We start from the raw sequence: 19,202 nt of genomic DNA, 5'->3' as shown, positions 1-19,202 counted from the left end.
GGCTAGGCCGACGGGCCGGAGCCCGGACCGCCGGTCGGCGGGGTGCTCGACGCCGGAGTGCTCGGGTCCGCGGTCGTCGAGGTCGGGACCGGGCCCGGGGCGGTCGCGCGTCGACGCCACAGCCGGCCGAGCAGGACGACGAGGGGGACGCCGACGACGAGCCAGGGCAGCAGCACGGCCAGTCCGGTGAGGATCACCGTGAGCGAGCCGAGCAGCGCCTCCCAGGCCGCGCGCACGGTGGCGACGAAGCCGCCCTCGCCGGTGCTCGGCGCCGGGGTGGAGTCCGTCCAGAGGGCGACCGTCACCGTGCTCGTGGTGGTGATCCGGTCGAGCTCGGCCAGGCGCTGCCGGAGCGAGTCGAGGTCGGCCTGCCGCCGGGTCAGCTCGCTCTCGAGGGTGATGACCTGCTGGAGGCTGGTGGCCTTGGCGAGCAGGGCCCGCACGCGGTCGATCCCGTCCTCCATCGGGCCGATCCGCGCCCTGGTGTCGACGTAGCTGTCGGTCACGTCCTCCGAGGCCGACGAGCGGTAGGAGACCGAGCCCAGCTTGGACAGCTGCGTGAGCACGTCGTCGAGGGCTGCCGCCGGCACGCTGAGGGTGAGCCGGGCCTCGTCGACGCCGACGCTCGGCACGGGCGGCACCGACCCGCTGCCCACCGTCTGGTCCCCGCCCTGACCGCCGGCCCGGCCGTCCGCCTGGCCGCCTGCCGGACCGTCCGCGGTCACGACGTTCTCGGACGTCACGGAACCACCCGCCCCAGAGGCGAGCAGGCGCACCCTGGCCGCCGAGGCCGCGAGGTCGCCCACCCGGAGGCCGAGCCACGCGGTGCGCGCGATCTTGGCCCCGACGACCGCGGCCGCCGCGCCGCCGGCCGACGACGCGCTGTTGGTGTCCGTGGCAGGCGCCTTGGAGCCCGAGCTGCCGTCGAAGGCGGCCCCGGGCGAGATGCCTCCGCTCGCCTCACGTCCGACCGAGTCCGCGCTCCCCGACGACATGGCGGGGTCAGACCCGGGCCGGAGTGCGCGCAGGCCCAGGGGGATCGAGAGCAGGAGCAGCGCCACCACGGCGAGCACGACGACCAGTCGGCGGCGCGTGGCCGGCACGAGAGTCCCGCGACGGAGGGGGCGCAGGTGGGGTGAGGCGGTCATGGCGTGCCTTTCGACAGGTCGCCCACCGCGTCGTGCCGCGGCCTGCATGGCGACGTCCTGCCCCTAGGACACGCCACAGGGCCCGATCGTTGCCGGGCCGAGCGGCCCCGGCCCGTCAGCGGCGCCGGGTCGCGGGCACCTCGTCGCTGCTGGCGGTGCCGGGGCCCGCCTCGGTCGCGGACGAGGTGGAGCGGTCGGCCCGCCCACGGCGGACCCGGCGCACGACGAGCGCGGCGAGCAGCACGACGACGACGCCGATGACGACCTTGTCGAGCACGCCGGAGTAGCGGTCGACGAGCTCGTAGCGGGAGCCGAGCACGTAGCCCAGGCCGATGAGCAGCCCGTTCCAGATGGCGCTCCCGGCGATCGTGAAGACCGTGAAGCTCGCCCACGGCATCCGGACGGCGCCGGCCGGCAGCGACACGAGGCTGCGGACGCCCGGCACGAGCCGGCCGAGGAAGACCGAGCGGCGGCCGTGGTCGGCGAACCAGGCTGTCGCGCGCTCGAAGTCATGGCGGTCGACGAGGGGGAGTCGCGCCATGACCCGGATCGCGCGTTCCTGGCCGAGCCGGAAGGCGAGCAGGTAGAGCACGAGCGCGCCGAGGTAGGAGCCCAGGGTGCTCGTCACGAGCAGCAGCGCGAGACCGAGCTGGCCCTGGCGGGCGATGAACCCGGAGAGCGGGAGCACGACCTCGCTCGGGATCGGCGGCAGCACCGTCTCGAGGAAGGTGAGGGCTCCGACGCCCCACTCGCCGAGGGCGGCGATGACGCGGTACGCGACGCCCACCAGGCCGGAGAGCTCGGCGGAGGGCTGCAGGGCCGGGCTGAGCGCGGCGTGGACGGGGGTCATGGCGGGCGCGGCGGCGAGCAGCGCGAGGGTACCCATGGGTCAACGGTCCCTCATCGACACCGCCTCGACCAAACGCCTCGACCAAACGCCTCGAGCAAGCCGCTGCACCGACCGTCGGCGCCGGGTGGGAGAGTGGCGCCCATGGGCAGGTCGGTCGCGGTCATCGGTGGGGGCGTCAGCGGGCTCGCGGCGGCGTGGGAGCTCTGTCTTGCCGAGGTGGGCACCTCGGTCGTCCTCCTCGAGGCCACCGACCGCCTCGGCGGCAAGCTGCGGCTCGAGGACGTCGGTGGCGTGCGCATCGACGTCGGGGCCGAGTCGGTGCTCGCCCGCCGGCCCGAGGCGGTGGGTCTGCTCGACGAGCTCGGCCTCACCGGTGAGGTGACGCACCCCGGCCCGGCCGGGGCCGCCATCGTCTCGCGGGGTGTGCGCTGGCCGATGCCTCGCGGCACGGTCATGGGGGTTCCCTCCGACCCCGAGTCGGTGCGCGGGCTGCTCACCGACGCGGAGGTCGACCGCCTCGCGCACGAGCAGACGACGGGCCCGGTCCCGGGCGACCTGAGCGTGGGTGACCTCGTCGACGCGCGACTCGGCCCGGCGGTGACCGACCGCCTCGTCGAGCCGCTGCTCGCCGGGGTCTACGCCGGCCACGCGCGCCGGATCTCCGTCGACCAGGCGGTGCCGGTGCTGGCCGCGGCGGCCCACGAGGGCCGCCCGCTGCTCGACGTCGCGCGCGCCGCCGCCGCTGCCGCGGCAGACGGTCCGCTCGCCGGCACACCGGTCTTCGCCTCGCTCGTCGGTGGTCTCGGGAGGCTGCCTGAGGTGCTCGGGCAGCAGCTCGCGGAGGCCGGCGTGCGTGTGCGCACCGGCACCGTCGTGCGCGGCCTGCGGCGCGACGGCGCCGGCTGGGTCGTCTCGTCGGGGCCGACGAACCAGGTGCTCGAGGAGCGCTTCGACGCCGTGGTGCTCGCGACGCCGGCGGCGCCCACGGCCCGGCTGCTGCGCGAGGTGGCGCCCGAGGCGGCGGCGGCGCTCGCCGGGGTCGACTACGCCTCCATGGCGATCGTCACCCTCGCGCTCGACGGACCTCCGCCCGAGGCGCTCGAGGGCAGCAGCGGCTTCCTCGTGCCGCCTGCCGAGCCCCTGACGATCAAGGCGTCCACCTTCAGCACCGTCAAGTGGCCGTGGCTCGCCCGCGCGCACCCGGGCCGCACGTACCTGCGCGCCTCGGTCGGTCGGCACGGCGAGGAGGTCACTCTCCAGCGCTCCGACGACGAGCTCGTGGCCGCCGCGCTCACCGACCTGGGCTCAGTCCTCGGGGGTGACCTGCCCGCGCCGGCCGCCACGCACGTGCAGCGCTGGGGTGGCGGCCTGCCGCAGTATGCCGTGGGGCACCGGTCGCGGCTGGCGCCCACCCGCCACCTGCCGCCGGGGCTGGCCCGGTGCGGGGCGGCCTACGACGGCGTCGGCATCCCGGCCTGCGTCGCATCGGGCCGCGCGGCCGCACGCGTCGTGCTGACCCACTGGGACGAGCGATCCGACGCCTTGGGATGATGGCCCCATGAGCGAGCGCCTGACACCAGCCCGGATGCGGGAGATCAACGACACGATCCGCTACTGCATGTGGTCGGTCTTCAGCGCGGTCACCCCGCTCGGTGACGACCGCGAGAAGCACGTCGCCGAGCTCGAGGCCTTCCTCGAGGAGGTGGCGGGCGAGGGCGTCGTCGTGCGCGGGCTCTACGACGTGGCCGGGCTGCGCGGTGACGCCGACTTCATGGTCTGGTGGCACGCCGAGACCATCGAGGCGCTCCAGTCGGCCTACCACCGGCTGCTGCGCACCGAGCTCGGCTCGCACCTCGAGCCGGTGTGGAGCGCCGCGGCGCTCCACCGGCCGGCGGAGTTCAACAAGAGCCACATCCCGGCCTTCATGGCCGACGAGGTGTCGCGCAAGTACGTCTGCGTCTACCCCTTCGTCCGGTCGTACGAGTGGTACCTCCTCGACGACGGCGAGCGGCGCGACCTGCTGCGCGAGCACGGCCAGATGGCGCGCGACTACCCCGACGTGCGGGCCAACACCATCGCCTCGTTCGCGCTCGGCGACTACGAGTGGCTGCTCGCCTTCGAGGCCGACGAGCTGCACCGGATCGTCGACCTCATGCGCGAGCTGCGGGCCTCGCGGGCGCGGATGCACGTGCGGGAGGAGATCCCGTTCTTCACCGGCCCCAAGGTGGAGCCGGCGCAGCTGGTCGCGAACCTGCGGTGAGGCCGCTCACTCCTCGAGGTTGCGGGCGATGACCGCGATCGCGGGGATGAGCAGGAACCACCACCACCTGCCGGTGGCGAGGAAGAGCCCGACGGCGATGAACGGCGACAGCGCGGTGAGCATCCGCGCTGCCCTGACCGGCCCGCTCACGGGCCCCTTGGGCCGGGTCTGCGCCACCGGCGCGCCCGCCACGGGGTGGTCGACGTCGGTGGAGGAGACGAGGCGCGGACGGGGCTCGGGCAGGTCGTCGAAGAGCTCGGCGAGCTCGCGCCGGGTCACGGCGTCGGTGGCCCGGCCGCGCCGGTCCTCGTAGTCGTCGGCGTCGAGCCGGCCGGCGGCGTGGTGCTGGGCGAGGGCGGCCAGCGCCTCCTCGCGCTCCTGCGTGCCGATGCGCATGTCCCCGTCGTCAGCCATGGGAGAAAACCCTAGGCGATGCGGGTGCGGCCGCCCAGCAGGGGTGTCCCTGCGAGGCGGCCGCACGATCGCACGGTCGCTCACGAGCGGGGTGAGGCCGAGGCTCAGGCCGGGGCGCTGCCCGACTCGGAGGTCTCGTCCGGCTGGAGCCGCAGCGAGATGGAGTTGATGCAGTAGCGCTGGTCGGTCGGGGTGTCGTAGCCCTCGCCCTCGAAGACGTGGCCGAGGTGCGAGCCACACGTGGCGCACCGGACCTCGACGCGCTTCATCCCGAAGGTGCGGTCCTCGATGTACTGCACCGAGTCACCGGCGAGGGGCGAGTAGAAGGACGGCCACCCGCAGTGCGACTCGAACTTCGTGTCGCTGCGGAAGAGCTCGGCGCCGCACGCGCGGCACGAGTAGACGCCCTGGGTCTTGGTGTCGGTGTACTCCCCGCGGAAGGCGGGCTCGGTGCCGGCCTGGCGCAGCACCTTGTACTCGGCGGGCGAGAGGGCGGCGCGCCACTCGTCCTCGGTGCGCTGGACGGCATACGGCTGCTGGGAGGTGCTCTGGTCACTCATGTCCTGACCAACGCCACGACGGCGCGGTTTGTGCCCGGTCCCGCGCCGACGGCGGGGCGCGCGGTGCCCGGGCTGCGGCGTTTGCGAGGATGACGGCGTGCAGGTGCGTCGGCTCGTCTCGCGCCCGGTGCTCGTCGCGGCCGCGGCAGGCACCGGTTCCGTCGTCGGGGCCGCGGCCGGCTCGGTGGCCGCGGCCGCCTGGTTCGCCCGCCGCGTCGTCACCCCCGACGAGCTGCAGCCCGACGACGTGACGATCCTGCGCCACGACGCCGACACCGTGACCTTCGCCGCCGGGCCCGACCCGCTCGTGCCGGGGCGCTACGGCGTGTGGCTCGACGGGGGAGCCGGGCACGCCCGCGTGGGCGACATCGTCGAGCAGGACGCCACGAGCGTGACGCGGCGGCTGCTGGCCGTCGACCGGGGCACGCTCGCCGACGGCACGGCGCGCTGGAACCAGTACTACTACTGGGACCGCCCCTCCGTCAGCCTCGGCCTGCCCGACGAGGACGTCGCGATCGACTCCGACGTCGGCCCGTTGCCCGGCTGGGTCGTGCGCCCGGAACCGGGGCGCCACGTCGAGACCGGCGAGACCGGTGCGGGCGGCGGCAGGCCCGGTGACTGGGCCGTGCTCGTGCACGGGCGCGGCGCGCGCAAGGAGGAGACGCTGCGCGCGGTCCCCGTGCTCCGCGCGGCCGGGTGGACGAGCCTCGTCGCGGCCTACCGCAACGACCGTGACTCTCCCGGTGGCCCCGACGGGCGCTACAACCTCGGGCTCTCCGAGTGGAGCGACGTCGAGGCCGCGATGGCGTATGCCGTGTCGCAGGGAGCGCGCCGCATCCTCCTGCTCGGGTGGTCGATGGGGGGCGCCATCGTCCTGCAGACCCTCGACCGTTCCCCGCTCTCCGACCTCGTCGTCGGCGTCGTGCTCGACTCGGCCGTGCTGGACTGGGGGGTCGTGCTGCGCCACCACGGCCGCCTGCACCAGGTGCCGGGCCCGCTCGTGCGGATGGCGACCGACCTGATGGGATCGTCACGCAGCCGCCGGCTCGTCGGCGTGCACGAGCCCATCGACGTCGCCCGCACCGACTGGGTCGGTCGGGCGGACGAGCTGCGCCACCCGATGCTCGTCATCCACTCGGACGGCGACGACTTCGTGCCGATCGGTCCCGCCGTCGCGCTGGCCCGGAGACGGCCCGACCTCGTGCGCTTCGACCGGTGGCAGACGGCGCGGCACTGCCGCGAGTGGAACTACGACAGCGGGCGCTGGGAGCGCTCGCTCCGCGAGTTCGTCGAGAGTCGTTGAGCCAGAAGGGTTCTCACTCGTCCGACGGTGCGGAGGGACGCCGGACGAACCAGCGGCCCATGAGGGTGCCGTCCTGCTCGACGAGCGTCTCGAGGTCGAGGTCGGTCGGGGCCCCGTCGGCGGAGACGGGGCGCGGGTGCTCTCCGCCGACGACCTGCGGGGCGATGGTGAAGCACAGCTCGTCGACGAGCCCGGCGGCGAGGAACGAGCCGAGCAGGCCCGGGCCGCCCTCGGTGAGCAGGTGCTGCCAACCGCGCGCGTGCAACATCGCCACGAGCGCCGCGAGGTCGACCGTCTCGTCGCCGCAGACGAGCACGTGCTCGTCGCCGAGGGCCCGCCGTGCCTCGTCGAGGTGCTCGGCGCCGGCCGGGGCGGCGAGCAGGGCGCGGCCGTCGCGGCAGCCGCGGAGCGTCTCGGGCACGACCCCGCGGTTGCTGACGGCGACGAGGGGCAGCGCGTCGGCGAGCCCCTGCTCGCGGCGCAGGGCCCGCAGCGGCTCGGCGACCGACAGCGGCGGGTAGCCCTCGTCACGGATCGTGCCGGCCCCGACGACGACCGCGTCGCTCAGCGCCCGCAGCACCTCGAAGACGGCGTGGTCGGCCTCGTTGTTGATCGAGCCCGAGCGGCCGTCGGCCCCGGTCGCGGCGCCGTCGAGGGAGCTGACCATGTTGCACCGCAGCCACGCCCGGGCCGGCGGGGCATAGGCCGTGAAGAGACCCGCGTCGTCGAGGGCGGTGGGGGCGGGCAGGCCGCTGGAGCCGGGCAGGAGCAGGCGCATGCGAGCAGTATCGGCCAGCCGTCGGCCGGGCGCGCGCACGGGTCACCCGGTCGCAACTCCGGCAGAGCCGGCCCGGGTCGGGCAGGATGGCGGCATGGGCAAGGGAGCCAAGGGCGCGAAGAGCAAGCACGGCAAGGGCAACAAGGGCGGCAAGGGCGGTTCGCCCGTCAGTGCGTCCGCCGAGCGGGCGGTCGAGGAGCAGGCCGAGCTCGACGAGGCCGTGGCGGCGCACGAGGCCGAGTCGGTCGAGCAGATCACCGACCTGACGAACGAGCTGCGCGTCGGCAAGGGCTTCGTGCTCGCCGAGGTCGACACGCGGGCCACCCCGGGGTTCACCGGCGACAAGCTCGCCGGGAAGGCGGCGCTCAAGGCGTGCGAGGCGGAGCTCTCCGACCTGCTCGAGCGGCTCTGGGCCGAGTCGCGGAGCGGGTCGAAGCGGTCGGTGCTGCTCGTCGTGCAGGGCATGGACACCTCCGGCAAGGGCGGGATCATGCGGCACGTCATCTCCGTCAACCCGGAGGGCGTGCGCGCCACGGCGTTCAAGGCACCCACCGAGGAGGAGCGGGCGCACGACTTCCTCTGGCGCATCGAGCGGGCGCTGCCCGAGCCCGGCCAGCTGGGGGCGTTCGACCGGTCGCACTACGAGGACGTGCTCGTCGTGCGCGTGCACGACCTGGTGCCGCCGGAGGTCTGGTCGAAGCGCTACGCGCAGATCAACGCCTTCGAGCGCAAGCTCGCGGCGTCCGGCACGACGGTGATCAAGGTGATGACCCACATCTCCAAGAACGAGCAGAAGGACCGCCTCGGCGAGCGCCTCGACCGGCCCGACAAGTACTACAAGTACAACCCCGGCGACGTCGACGAGCGGGGTCACTGGGGGGAGTACATGGAGGCCTACCAGGCCGTGCTCGACAAGACCTCGACCGTGGGCGCGCCGTGGCACGTCGTGCCGGCGGACCGGAAGTGGTATGCCCGGCTCGCCGTCCAGCAGCTGCTGCTCGACGCGCTGCGGGGCATGAACCTGCAGTGGCCGCCGCCCGACTTCGACGTCGAGGCCGAGAAGAAGCGGCTCGAGCTCAGCTGACCCGCGCCAGCACGGCGTCGGTCGCCCCGGCGAGGTCGACGTCGAGCGATCCGAACGTGTGCCCGCGGCGTCCGCCGACCCGGCTCGCGACGAAGGCGTCCGCGACGGGGCCGGGGGAGTGCTGGAGCACGAGCGCGGCCTGGAGCGCGACAGCCAGCCGCTCGACGACCGTGCGGGCGCCGAAGGCTGCCGCAGACGTGTCGGCGTCGAGTGAGTCCGCTTGCGCCACAGCCGAGTCCATGTAGGCGTCGAGCTCGCTGCTCTGCCCGCGCACCGTGTGCAGCTCCTTCGTCAGCGCTTGGAGCGTCGCGGGCTCACGGGTCAGGGCGCGCACGACGTCGAGGGCGTTGACGTTGCCCGAGCCCTCCCAGATCGAGTTGAGCGGCGCCTCGCGGTAGAGGCGGGCGAGGCCGTTCTCCTCGACGTAGCCGTTGCCGCCGAGGCACTCGAGCGCCTCGGCCACCATGGGCGCGGTGCGCTTGCACACCCAGAACTTGCCGAGCGCCACGCCGAGGCGCGCGAGCTCGGTCTCGCCGGTGTCGACGGCGTGGGCGAGACGTAGGCCGAGCACCGTGGCCGCCTCGGCCTCGAGCGCGAGGTCGGCCAGCACGTTGCGCATGAGCGGCTGGTCGACGAGCAGCGCCCCGAACGCGCGGCGGTGCCGGGCGTGGTGCGTGGCCCGCGAGACGGCATCGCGCATCGTCGAGGTCGACCCGAGCACGCAGTCGAGGCGCGTGGCCGCGACCATGTCGAGGATGGTGCGCACGCCCCGGCCCTCGTCGCCGAGTCGGCTGCCCCACGTGCCGTCGAGCTCGACCTCGCTCGAGGCGTTCGCGTGGTTGCCGAGCTTGTCCTTGAGGCGCTGGAGGGCGAAGGCGTTGCGGGCGCCGTCGTCGAGCACGCGCGGCACGACGAAGCAGGTGAGCCCGCCGGGCGCCTGGGCCAGCACGAGGAAGACGTCGCTCATGGGGGCGGAGCAGAACCACTTGTGGCCCGTCAGCCGGTAGGTGTCACCGGGCAGCGGGCCACCCGGCGACGGCTCGGCGCGGGTGGTGTTGGCGCGCACGTCGGAGCCGCCCTGCTTCTCGGTCATGCCCATGCCGGCGAGGGCGCTCGTCTTGGTCGTGACAGGGCGGAGCGCGGCGTCGTAGGAGCGGCCCGCTAGGGCAGGTAGCCAGCGGTTGCCCAGGGTGACGTCGTGGCGCAGGGCCGAGCCGGCGGCATACGTCATCGAGACGGGGCAACCGTGGCCCGCCTCGACGCGTGACCACAGCACGAAGCCGGCGGCGCGGCGCACGTGGGCGCCGCTGCGGGGCGGGAGGGTCCACGGCTCGGCGGTGAGGCCCGCCCCGGTCGCCTGCGTCAGGAGCCAGTGCCACGAGGGGTGGAACGCCACCTCGTCGACACGGTTGCCGCGGGCGTCGTGCGTGCGCAGCACCGGCCGGTGCGTGTCGGCCAGCCGGCCGTGCTCCTGCGCCTCCTCGGACCCCGCGAGACGGGCGAGGGGCGCGAGGTCCTCGGCGGCGGCAGGGCCGGCCCAGCGGCGCACGCCCTCGAGGAGCGCGGGGTCGTCCGCGAGGAAGTCACCGCCGACGAAGGGCGGCACCTGGTTCGTCACGTCGTGGGTGCTCACGGCTCGAGGGTAGGCGGGGGAGCGCGACCGACTAGCCTCGGAGGTGATGAATGTGCGTGGGCGGGTGCGGGCTGGGCTGGAGCGGGTGCCGTGGGGCGTGCCGCTGGCGCGACTGACGCTGGAGACGATCCGGGTGTGCCTGCGCTACCGGGTGACCGGGCTCGCGGCGGAGGGTGCGTTCTTCATGCTGCTCAGCCTGCCGCCGCTCGTGCTCGGGCTCTTCGGCGGGCTCGGCTTCGTCGGCGGCTGGATCGGTGACGACACGATCAGTCGCGTCATCTCGACGATCCAGGACTACGCGGCGCGGTTCCTCACGGAGTCGAGCATCAACGAGCTGCTGCTGCCGACGATCACCGACGTGCTGCGGGGCGGTCGCGCCGACATCATCTCCGTCGGCTTCCTGCTGTCGCTGTGGTCGGGCTCCCGCGCGCTCAACGTCTTCGTCGACACCGTCTCGATCATGTACGGCCAGAAGGACGCTCGTGGCATCGTGCACCTGCGCGCCTTCAGCCTGCTCCTCTACACGTTCGGCATCCTCTCGGCGATCGTCGTGCTGCCGCTCATGCTGCTCGGTCCCGGCATCCTCGCCTCGTGGCTGCCCGACGCCGCGGCAACGGTCACGAAGGCGCTCTACTGGCCGACGCTCGTCGTGTTCAGCGTCGCGCTCCTCGCCGCGATGTACCACGTGTCGACGCCTCAGCGCAGCCCGTGGCTGCGCAACGTGCCGGGCGCCGCGCTCGCCATGGCGATCTGGATCGGGGCGTCGTACGTCGTGCGCATCTCGCTCGAGGTCTCGATGGGCGGCTCGTCGATCTACGGGCCGCTCAGCACGCCCATCGTGCTGCTCATCTGGCTGTATGCGTTGGCGGTCGCCATCCTCATCGGCGCGGGGCTCAACGCGGCCGTCCGCACGCTCTGGCCCGCGCCTCTGCACCCCGGTGCGGACGTGCGGCTCGTCAACTGGGCCATGGAGGGCGCCGGTGGGCTGCTGAGCCGGAACGAGCCGACCGCCGCCGCCTCGGGCGCTGCGCGGGCGGTCGACGACGGGGATCGTGCAGCGGAGAGCACGGCCCAGGCGCGCGACCAGCAGTTCGAGCACCTCGGGCAGGGACCCATCGCCGCGGCCGTCCGGCGCGGCGTCGAGGAGGGCGCGAAGGGGGCCGAGGAGGCCTCCCGGGAGGCCTCGCGAGAGGCCCGTCGAGGGGCCGCCCGGCAGGGCTGAGGAGGCCGCCAGAGCCGGTTTTGTATCTCGTGGATCGATCGGCTAATGTCTACCAAACACGCAGCGGGGAAGTTACACCGCTGGTGTTCCGCGGACGTAGCTCAGTTGGTAGAGCGCAACCTTGCCAAGGTTGAGGTCGCCGGTTCGAGCCCGGTCGTCCGCTCGGAGGCAATAGATCCACTTGCCTTCCACGGTGGAGTGGCCGAGAGGCGAGGCAGCGGCCTGCAAAGCCGCGTACACGGGTTCAAATCCCGTCTCCACCTCGGTAGCACCATCAGCACCACAGCAGCACCCAGAACTGAAGAGCACGACCCACGGGCGATTGGCGCAGCGGTAGCGCGCTTCCTTGACACGGAAGAGGTCACTGGTTCAAACCCAGTATCGCCCACCACCACGAGACAGCCCCTGACCAGCGAAGACGCCGGTCAGGGGCTGTTCTCGTTCTGACAGGCCGGTCCCGACACCCGCCACCGGGTGACCCCGGACGGACTGCGGCCGGCTCGGGCGGGGCCGGTGTGAGCCGATCCGATGCCGGGACTCAGGCTCCGGGCTCGGGCGAGCCGCGCTCCCGGCGGACCCTGACCGCGAGGTACTCGTCGCGTGCCAGCCGGACGGCATACCAGGTGAAGAGCGCTCCCGGGACGAGGCCCCAGAGGGCGTACCACTCCGGAGTCTCGCCCTGCCCGATCGGTGCGAGGAGCATCCAGAGCGATCCCAGGGTGAGTAGCGCCATGACGGTCGCGAGGACGGCCATGCCCCACCACGTCCTGACCTGGGCCTGGCCGCGTCCGGGGCTGAAGCCGATCTCGTCCGCGGGGAAGCTGTGCAGCCGGCCGTCCGTCGTCCTGCGCAGGACCCGCTTCTCTCCGCGCGCCACGGCCTCCTCGTGCTCGGCCGTCACGTCTGGGTCCGGTGTCGAACGGCTCGGCTCTCGCTCCATGGCGGTGCTCCTCTGGCTCGGGGGACGGGCACGCGACGTCGATGGCGAAGCGGTGGAGGGTCTGCTCGCCCCAGGAGCGTGAGTGGCCGCCCTCGAGACTCGTGTCAGCGGCTGACGGCATGATCGGGGCCATGACCACGCGACGCGGGCTCTTCCTCGCTCCCTTCGACGCCCTGGCCGACGCCGGGGTCGTCGGTGACCTCGCCGCCACGGCGGAGGCGGCCGGCTGGGACGGGTTCTTCCTGTGGGACCACCTCCAGTACGGCGACCGGGTCACGTCGATCGCCGACGTCTGGACGTGCTGCGCGGCGGTGGCGATGCGGACGGAGACGATGGTGTTCGGGCCGATGGTGACGCCCTTGCCGCGGCGCCGCCCGCAGGTGCTGGCCCGGCAGGCTGCGAGCCTCGCGGTGCTCTCCGGTGGCCGCTTCGTCCTGGGCCTGGGCCTGGGCGACGACTGGGTCGGCGAGTTCAGCGCCTTCGGCGACGAGCCGGACCCGCGAGTCCGTGGCCGGATGCTCGACGAGGGTCTGGACGTGCTGACCGCCCTGCTCTCCGGCGAGCCGGTCGACCACGTCGGGACGCACTACACCGTCCGCGACGTCGGCTTCCGACCGGCGCCGGCCGTGCCGATCTGGCTGGCGGGACGGTTCGGCAACCGGGCCCCCCTGCGGCGGGCCGCGGGCCACGACGGCTACTTCGTCATCGGTCTGGAGGGACCCGACGACCTCGACGACGTGACCGCCGGCTTCGCGGCGCACCGCCCGACCGACGGGTCCGACGGGTTCGACGTCGTCGTCGACCTGCAGCCCCGGCAGGACCCGACGCCGTGGCTCGACCGTGGCGCCTCGTGGCTGTTGACCCGGATCGGGCCCTACGACCTCGACCTCGCCGAGGTACGACAGACGATCGAGGCCGGCCCCTGAGGCGGCAGGTCAGGCCGCCGGGCCGCCCGGCGACGCGCTGTCTGACTCGGCCGGGACGACGTCGCGTCTGACGATGGCGGCGAGTCGGTCCCGCGCGGCGTGCTCCAGGCGACACCTCCGTCGTCCACCGCCGACAGTGGGCAGGCTTGCACGCGGGGACGGCGCGGCTGGACCCTGGGGCCGTGGACGACGCGTGCTCGACATCGGGATCGCGCCGGAACGTATGAGCGAGGACGCCGACGACGGGCTGCACGCGTAGCGAGACGCCCTCGACTCCGGTGACGACTACCGCTTGCCTCACGGTCGCAACGACCACGGCACGTATGCCGGGTCGCGCCCACGCCGCCGCGCCCGTCCGCTTCCTGGCCGAGGGCCGCGACGCCTCGGCCACCTTCGACGCGGCCGGCGTCGGGCGCGAGACCGACCGCATCGACACGGCGGCAGCGGAGGGCCTGCGCCGAGGCACCGTCGCCGGAGTTCCGGCGATGGTGTCCGGTGGGTCGCTGCATGCGAGAGGGTGGGGGTATGCCCACGCGCACGTTCAGAGCAGTCATGGAGAACGGCGACACCTACGACGACCCCTCCGAGGACGTCCTCCTCCTGCTCCTCGAGGACGTCGCCGCGGGTGACGGCACGTGGGTCATCGTCGAGAAGGTCGTGGATGCGTCGGGTCAGACGTACGCGCAGGTGCTCCGGCTCTCAGACGGGTTGTTCCAGGTCGAGCGTCGTCGCGGGAGCGCGGACACCCACGAGGTCGCTTCCTCACGGCGACTGCGGGAAGCGCACGAGCTGCTGACTCGGTGGGCGTTCTCGCTGTAGCCGTCCGGCGACGCCGACGACGCCTCCGACGACGCCTCCGACAAGGGAGCGGGCCCTCACAGGGCGACCGCAGGACTGACACGTCAGGCGCCCCCGGCGAGCAAGCCGAGCAGTGCGACCGAGGGGCGGAGCGCGGTCGAGGTGTTCGCCGCAGTGACGACGGCGAACGCTGAGGCGAGCACCAGCACGCCGATGGACCCCGCGGCGAGCACCCGCCGCCACGACCGCTCGTTCCGGGCCGTGCGACGCCGCCGGCGCCACAGCATGACGGCACCGACGATCAGACCCGAGGTCACAGCAGCTCCCAGCATCGCCATGACCGCGTGGTAGCGCACGAAGTCAGCTCGGAGCACCTCCACCGCGGGCGTCGTGGCGCCGCTCTCCACCGCCTGCCGTGCCTGCTCCACGGCCGGTCCCAGCGGGCGACCCGGGTCCGCGAACGACAACACCCCCAGCACCGATGAGAGCGGAGCCACGGCACCCTGGAGGTTGGCGACGACTGCCAGCAGCGCAACCACGGCCAGTCCGGTGGCGCCGAGCCCCAGCCCCGCGAGGCTCCAGCGCCGGCCACGGGTGCCGGCGGCCGTGCTCGCTCGCCACACCCTCGCGAGCAGGATGCAGACGGCGACGAGAAGCAGCGACGACAGCGTCGCTTTGACGAGGTGGAACCTCGCCCAGAAGTCTGCTGTCGCTGCGAGCTCGCCCAGCCGGCCGTCACCGGCGGCCCAGAGGTGGACGAACCCGTGGGTGACACCGACGCGCAGCGCGCCCAGGTCCGGGTAGCGACCGCCGAACAGCGCCGAGGCCAGCGGGAACGGCGCCAGGGCCACCAGTGTGGCGAGCAGGGCAGTCGCCGCCGTCAGCGCTCCGAGGTGGAGCGGTCGAGCCGAACCGGCGACCGTGGGTGCGGTTGCGGTCATCGGTGTCACCTCTCGAGAGGGATCGCAGTTCATGGCAGCACCCTTGCCGAGAGGGGCTGGCCGGCACATCAGGCCTGCGTCGCCCCTCAGGTGCGGCTTCGTACGACCGGGGTATGAGCCGGTGGGGTGGACAGGCAGGCGGAGGAAGGCGGTGGCAGGTGGGGACCCCGCCGGAGCCCGAGCGCAACGGCAGGGCTGCACCTGACGTCAGGCGTCCTGCTGAACGCGCGCGCTCTGGGGGTGCCGGCTGGCGACCGTGGCCTCCGACGGTGTGGTGCGGGGCCAGGTCCAGGCGTGCCGCACGATGAAGGCGAGCAGGACCAGCTCCAGCACGACGCCGAGGCCGTAGAAGAGCAGGTAGAACCCACCAGCCACGTTGAAGACGGTGAAGGGGACGAAGAGCGAGGCCACGACCAGGTTCGTCGTGCGGTTGACCCGGGCGGGCAACGTCATCGACAGCACGATCATGAACATCGGGACGGCCAGGACGGTCAGCACCGTGGTCGAGAAGGTCTGGGAGAGGTCGAACTCGTAGACCTTGCCATCGAGGATGTCCGTGACGGTGCCCGGGGTGTAGAAGCCGAGGATGTCCACGTAGGCGTAGAGGAGCATGAAGCTCGTCCACGCGGCGGCGAGCTTGGCCTGCACCGGGATCGGGTGGTCGACGAGTGTGGGACGGCCGAGGGGTTGACGTGTGCTCATGGTGGCTCCGATGTCGTAGTGAGGGTGCGTCCACGATCACCGATTCCGACGACGGGCACCTCCGCCCGGAGGCTCGAGCTCACCCGGCCGGAAGCACGGTCTCTCCCTCGTCCTTTCGGCTGGTACGCGGAGATGCCACGAACCCTAGGCTGAGGCCGTGGTCACCGGCGGGCGCTCCATCTGGCACGAGCCGCGGCCTGCGCATGCTCCACCCGTCGGTCGACTCGACTGGATGCTGGTGGGCGTGTTCGCGGCCGGCGCGCTCGTCGAGGTCGTGCTCCGGCCTGGGTTGGCCTTGCGGCCGGTGGTCATGGTGCTCGCACTGGCGTTGGTCCCCGCCCTGCTCTGGCGGCGCGCCCGCCCCCTGCAGGCTGTACTGGTCGGGTGGGGCGTCGCCGGGCTGCTCTCGGTCCTCCAGCTGGCTGTGCACGCCGGGGACCTCGACCTCTACTCCCTCGGTGCCGTCCTGGTCCTGCTCCACGCCCTGGTGCGCTGGGGCTCGGGTCAGGAGATCGTCGCAGGGACGACGTTCGTGACGGTCGTCGTGGCGCTGGGGATGTATGCCGCCGCCGCGAGCGCTGCCGACGCGTTCGGCGGGAGCGCTCTGCTGTTGTTCGTCGTCGCCCTCGCGGCGGCGTCCCGCTACCGCGCGGACCTCTGGCACCGCCAGCAGCGCGAGATCCGCAACGAGGAAAGGGTGCGGCTCGCTCGCGAGCTGCACGACGTCGTGGCCCACCACGTCTCGGCCATCGCCGTGCAGGCCCAGGCAGCCGGCCTGGTCGTCGGCGCCCAGCCCGAGAAGGCCGCCGAGGTCCTGGCCGCGATCGAGTCCGAGGCGTCGCGGACCCTGGCGGAGATGAGGTCCATGGTGCGGGTGCTGCGCGAGGAGGATGCCGTCGAATACTCACCGCAGCGGGGTGTCGCCGACCTACCCTCCCTGGCCCGTGTCGACGCCACGCCCACCGTCGAGGTCTCGCTGCAGGGTTCGCTGACCCGGCTCGCGCAACCCGTGGACGCCGCGCTCTACCGGCTCGCGCAGGAGTCGGTGACCAACGCCGTACGGCACGCCCGGAACGCGACCCGCATCGAGATCGCGGTGAGACGAGAGGGCGAGGCCGTCAGGTTGCGAGTCAGCGACGACGGACCCACCGAGCTGGGTGCGCCTCCGCAGCCCGGTTTCGGCCTGCTGGGCATGGCCGAACGCACCCAGCTCCTCGGCGGGTCGTTCTCCGCCGGACCGGAGCCGGGCGGCGGTTGGTCGGTCGAGGCCGTCCTTCCGGCGGAGGGGACGCCGTGAGCATCCGTGTCGTCGTGGCCGACGACCAGGACCTGGTCCGGACCGGGCTGGTGATGATCCTCGACGCGCAGCCAGACCTCGAGGTCGTGGGAGAGGCAGCTGACGGCATCGCGGCGCTCGACCTCGCGACCCGGCTGCGGCCCGACGTCCTCCTCGTCGACATCCGGATGCCCGGCCTCGACGGCGTCGAGGTGACGCGGCGTCTGGCCGGACCGGACGTGGCGGACCCGATGGCGGTCGTCGTGATCACCACCTTCGACCTCGACGAGTACGTCCTGGGCGCACTCCGCGCCGGCGCCCGCGGCTTCCTGCTCAAGGACGCCGGGCCAGCGCTCCTCGTGCAGGCCATCCACGCGGCCGCCAACGGCGACGCGCTGATCGCCCCGAACGTCACCCGCCGACTTCTGGCCACCTTCGCCGAGCAGACGCCGGTGGTGCCCGTCCAGCCTGTCGACCCACTCACCGAACGCGAGGAAGAGGTCCTCGCACTGGTGGCGCGGGGCCAGACCAACGCCGAGATCGCGACCGAGCTCTTCGTCGGCCTCAGCACCGTCAAGTCCCACGTCGCGTCCTTGATGACCAAGCTCGGCGCCCGCAACCGTGTCGAGATCGCCATGTGGGCACACAGCACCAGACGCATCAGAGCCGATTAGGGGGGACCAGGCTTCTGGGTGAGCGATCCGTGCGCTCGTCGTGGGCCGCCGCTCGAGAGCGATGGTCCAGCCACAGGGCGTAGCCCTCCGAGACGACGGCCGCGACCATGCGCGTGATGAGCAGTGCCGGGACGCCCCAACCGGTCCACAGGAGGCCGGCCACCAGAGGTGCGGCGATGTCGCCCGCGTCCTCACCCGCGGTGAGGTATGCCATCGTGCGGGCCCGTCGCGACGGCGTCCGGGAGGCGACCTCCGCCATCAGTGAGCCCCAGGCAGGGCGGAAGGCGGCCTTGCCGAGGTCGTCGAGGCTCTTGCCGGTCCACAGGCCGGCCGGGTTGGGCCAGAGCAGGTAGATCGCGGCGGAGCCGATGTTCGCGGCACTGCGGAACGACAGGACGAGCGGTCGGCTGACGCGGTCGGACAGTCGCCCCCAGAGGGGACCGGTGAGGGCGAGTACGGGCGTCAGCAGGTACAGGGCACCCGCCTGGGCGGGCGAGAGTCCGGCGTACTCGGTGGCGATGACGGGGAACAGCGTTGTCAGCAGGGCCGACGTCCCCGAGACGAGGAACCCGAGGACGGCGAACGCTGCGACACCGGGAGGCTGACGGCGCGGAGAGGACGACGGCGGCGCAGGTGGCCGGTCCGACGCACCGTTGCGGAGGGAGCCCCCGGAGGGCGTCGGCGACGCGGTCGGTCGACGCGCCGGCACCAGTGCGGCCACGACGACCAGCGGCAGGAGGGAGAGCGCGAACGCGGTGACGAAGGTCCACGTGAAGCCACCCGCCGCGACGAGCAGCACGCCGGACAGGCTCTTGCCGATCGCGCCCGCCGACGTCTTGGCCGTCTGGTACCACGCGAACGTCCCCGCCACCTTGCGCGGCGGAGCCGTCTCCGCCAAGAGGGCATGGACGCTCGGATCTCGCAGGGAGTCCGACACGCCATGGGAGCCCCGCACGGCGAACACCTGCAGCGGGGTGGACGTGGCGAGGTAGCCGAGGCACAGCAGGCTGCGCAGCCCCAGAGCGACGAGCAGCGCCCGCTTGAGACCGATGCGGTCGGCGACGACGCCGGCCAGTGGCTTGAGCGCCAGGGAGACGATGACGGAGAACGATGCCAGCAGACCGACCTCGGCGATGGACATCCCCAGCTCCCGCCCGTACAGAGGGAGCGCGAAGGTGACGAGACCGAACGACAGCCTCGAGGTGAAACCCTCGAGGACCAGCGCGTGCGCCGCGGTGGGACGTCGCATCGGGTTGCTCATCGTGCCGTGGCCAGTCCGGTGGCGACGGACACGTCCGACACCGGGCCCGGCTCGGCTCGCCGACCGGTCGCGACGGCGTGGATGTGGTGGGCCAGCGGCCCGGCCACTCCAGCGCAACCCTTGAAGCCGGGGAAGTAGTTCACGTCGACGACGACCGGACCCGACCGGCTCTCGATCACGTCGACACCGAACACCGAGAGGCCGATGACCCGACCCACCTGCCTGGCGACGGTGGCCACCGTCGGGTCGACGGCGACAGGTCGCCCGGGAACGGAGAAGCTGTTGGGCGAGAACGGCTTTCGCACGGCCCACACGCGGGATCCGACCACGTAGACCTTGAGGTCCTCACCCGGGCCGTCGACCAGGGGCTGGACGAACAGCCCCCTTCGGTGTCGACGGACTCGTCCCACCCCTCCACGTCGCCGAGGTCTC

At 73.0% G+C, this 19,202-nt stretch carries 20 protein-coding genes and 3 tRNA genes; 12 read left to right on the top strand and 11 right to left on the bottom strand.

Translation table 11 applies throughout. From position 1 onward, the window contains the following. Positions 1–2 precede the first annotated feature (2 nt). Positions 3–1,148, bottom strand: a complete 1,146-nt coding sequence (locus ABD979_RS12110; RefSeq protein WP_345507729.1) for a DUF4349 domain-containing protein — start codon at positions 1,146–1,148, stop codon at positions 3–5. 115 nt (positions 1,149–1,263) lie between these two features. Beyond that, on the bottom strand, positions 1,264–2,034 hold the full coding sequence (locus ABD979_RS12105) for a DedA family protein (RefSeq protein ID WP_345507728.1): 771 nt from the start codon (positions 2,032–2,034) through the stop codon (positions 1,264–1,266). Between the two features lie 105 nt (positions 2,035–2,139). Between ABD979_RS12105 and hemG the strand changes: the two genes are divergently transcribed. Then, positions 2,140–3,549 carry a protoporphyrinogen oxidase gene (gene hemG, locus ABD979_RS12100; protein WP_345507727.1) on the top strand — a complete coding sequence of 470 codons (1,410 nt, stop codon included), beginning with the start codon at positions 2,140–2,142 and terminating at the stop codon, positions 3,547–3,549. A 7-nt stretch (positions 3,550–3,556) separates the two neighbouring features. Continuing rightward, positions 3,557–4,258: a hydrogen peroxide-dependent heme synthase gene (hemQ, locus tag ABD979_RS12095; protein ID WP_345507726.1), complete on the top strand. Its 702-nt coding sequence runs from the start codon at positions 3,557–3,559 to the stop codon at positions 4,256–4,258. Positions 4,259–4,264: 6 nt separating this feature from the next. On the opposite strand, the gene ABD979_RS12090 is transcribed toward hemQ, so the two are convergent. Together ABD979_RS12090 and msrB are read right to left on the bottom strand one after the other, a co-directional pair. Then, positions 4,265–4,672 carry a DUF1707 SHOCT-like domain-containing protein gene (locus tag ABD979_RS12090; protein WP_345507725.1) on the bottom strand — a complete coding sequence of 136 codons (408 nt, stop codon included), beginning with the start codon at positions 4,670–4,672 and terminating at the stop codon, positions 4,265–4,267. A gap of 104 nt (positions 4,673–4,776) precedes the next feature. After that, positions 4,777–5,232 (bottom strand): peptide-methionine (R)-S-oxide reductase MsrB, encoded by a 456-nt coding sequence (gene msrB / locus ABD979_RS12085; protein WP_345507724.1) that lies wholly within the window; start codon positions 5,230–5,232, stop codon positions 4,777–4,779. Between the two features lie 97 nt (positions 5,233–5,329). Between msrB and ABD979_RS12080 the strand changes: the two genes are divergently transcribed. Next, positions 5,330–6,535 carry an alpha/beta hydrolase family protein gene (locus ABD979_RS12080; protein WP_345507723.1) on the top strand — a complete coding sequence of 402 codons (1,206 nt, stop codon included), beginning with the start codon at positions 5,330–5,332 and terminating at the stop codon, positions 6,533–6,535. A gap of 13 nt (positions 6,536–6,548) precedes the next feature. Here ABD979_RS12080 and ABD979_RS12075 read toward each other — a convergent pair whose 3' ends face one another. Further along, on the bottom strand, positions 6,549–7,313 hold the full coding sequence (locus tag ABD979_RS12075) for a dihydrofolate reductase family protein (RefSeq protein ID WP_345507722.1): 765 nt from the start codon (positions 7,311–7,313) through the stop codon (positions 6,549–6,551). Positions 7,314–7,407: 94 nt separating this feature from the next. Here ABD979_RS12075 and ABD979_RS12070 point away from each other — a divergent pair, with 94 nt between their 5' ends. Beyond that, positions 7,408–8,397 (top strand): polyphosphate kinase 2 family protein, encoded by a 990-nt coding sequence (locus tag ABD979_RS12070; protein ID WP_345507721.1) that lies wholly within the window; start codon positions 7,408–7,410, stop codon positions 8,395–8,397. Here the strand turns inward: ABD979_RS12070 and ABD979_RS12065 are convergent. Next, positions 8,390–10,030 carry an acyl-CoA dehydrogenase family protein gene (locus ABD979_RS12065; protein ID WP_345507720.1) on the bottom strand — a complete coding sequence of 547 codons (1,641 nt, stop codon included), beginning with the start codon at positions 10,028–10,030 and terminating at the stop codon, positions 8,390–8,392. The genes ABD979_RS12070 and ABD979_RS12065 overlap by 8 nt on opposite strands. Positions 10,031–10,076: 46 nt before the next feature. Between ABD979_RS12065 and ABD979_RS12060 the strand changes: the two genes are divergently transcribed. The 4 genes from ABD979_RS12060 to ABD979_RS12045 all read left to right on the top strand — a co-directional run bounded on the left by ABD979_RS12060 (position 10,077) and on the right by ABD979_RS12045 (position 11,643). Next, complete coding sequence (locus ABD979_RS12060; protein ID WP_345507719.1) at positions 10,077–11,252, top strand: YihY/virulence factor BrkB family protein; 1,176 nt, start codon at positions 10,077–10,079, stop codon at positions 11,250–11,252. A 90-nt stretch (positions 11,253–11,342) separates the two neighbouring features. After that, positions 11,343–11,415 (top strand) — tRNA-Gly (locus ABD979_RS12055). Between the two features lie 29 nt (positions 11,416–11,444). Further along, a tRNA-Cys gene (locus ABD979_RS12050) sits at positions 11,445–11,515 on the top strand. Positions 11,516–11,568: 53 nt separating this feature from the next. After that, positions 11,569–11,643 (top strand) — tRNA-Val (locus ABD979_RS12045). A gap of 147 nt (positions 11,644–11,790) precedes the next feature. Here ABD979_RS12045 and ABD979_RS12040 read toward each other — a convergent pair. After that, positions 11,791–12,192 (bottom strand): hypothetical protein, encoded by a 402-nt coding sequence (locus ABD979_RS12040; protein WP_345507718.1) that lies wholly within the window; start codon positions 12,190–12,192, stop codon positions 11,791–11,793. A 131-nt stretch (positions 12,193–12,323) separates the two neighbouring features. Between ABD979_RS12040 and ABD979_RS12035 the strand changes: the two genes are divergently transcribed. Continuing rightward, positions 12,324–13,118 carry an LLM class flavin-dependent oxidoreductase gene (locus ABD979_RS12035; RefSeq protein WP_345507717.1) on the top strand — a complete coding sequence of 265 codons (795 nt, stop codon included), beginning with the start codon at positions 12,324–12,326 and terminating at the stop codon, positions 13,116–13,118. Positions 13,119–13,643: 525 nt separating this feature from the next. Then, the gene (locus ABD979_RS12030; protein ID WP_345507716.1) at positions 13,644–13,937 is read left to right on the top strand and encodes a hypothetical protein; all 294 of its coding nucleotides are present in this window, start codon (positions 13,644–13,646) and stop codon (positions 13,935–13,937) included. Positions 13,938–14,020: 83 nt separating this feature from the next. Here the strand turns inward: ABD979_RS12030 and ABD979_RS12025 are convergent, their stop codons facing one another. After that, positions 14,021–14,857: a hypothetical protein gene (locus ABD979_RS12025; RefSeq protein ID WP_345507715.1), complete on the bottom strand. Its 837-nt coding sequence runs from the start codon at positions 14,855–14,857 to the stop codon at positions 14,021–14,023. Positions 14,858–15,064: 207 nt separating this feature from the next. After that, positions 15,065–15,559 (bottom strand): DUF6326 family protein, encoded by a 495-nt coding sequence (locus tag ABD979_RS12020; RefSeq protein WP_345507714.1) that lies wholly within the window; start codon positions 15,557–15,559, stop codon positions 15,065–15,067. A gap of 232 nt (positions 15,560–15,791) precedes the next feature. Here ABD979_RS12020 and ABD979_RS12015 point away from each other — a divergent pair, with 232 nt between their 5' ends. Both ABD979_RS12015 and ABD979_RS12010 read left to right on the top strand, forming a co-directional pair. Continuing rightward, a complete protein-coding gene (locus tag ABD979_RS12015; RefSeq protein WP_345507713.1) occupies positions 15,792–16,856 on the top strand; it encodes a sensor histidine kinase in 1,065 nt (354 codons plus the stop codon). Then, positions 16,853–17,509: a response regulator gene (locus ABD979_RS12010; protein ID WP_345507712.1), complete on the top strand. Its 657-nt coding sequence runs from the start codon at positions 16,853–16,855 to the stop codon at positions 17,507–17,509. The genes ABD979_RS12015 and ABD979_RS12010 overlap by 4 nt, the downstream gene beginning before the upstream one ends. Here the strand turns inward: ABD979_RS12010 and ABD979_RS12005 are convergent. After that, entirely contained in the window at positions 17,496–18,758 is a 1,263-nt protein-coding gene (locus ABD979_RS12005; protein ID WP_345507711.1) for an MFS transporter, read from the bottom strand. The two genes, ABD979_RS12010 and ABD979_RS12005, sit on opposite strands and share 14 nt — an antisense overlap. Before the next feature lie 8 nt (positions 18,759–18,766). Further along, positions 18,767–19,084, bottom strand: coding sequence for an ATP-grasp domain-containing protein (locus ABD979_RS12000; protein ID WP_345507710.1), 318 nt, complete (start codon positions 19,082–19,084; stop codon positions 18,767–18,769). Between the last annotated feature and the right edge of the window lie 118 nt (positions 19,085–19,202).

It is taken from the genome of Terrabacter aeriphilus, from assembly GCF_039542985.1.
In the GTDB taxonomy this organism is placed as follows: Bacteria; Actinomycetota; Actinomycetes; order Actinomycetales; family Dermatophilaceae; genus Terrabacter; species Terrabacter aeriphilus.
Note: the sequence above shows the minus strand (reverse complement) of the source record. Positions and strands in the feature narration are given on the sequence as shown.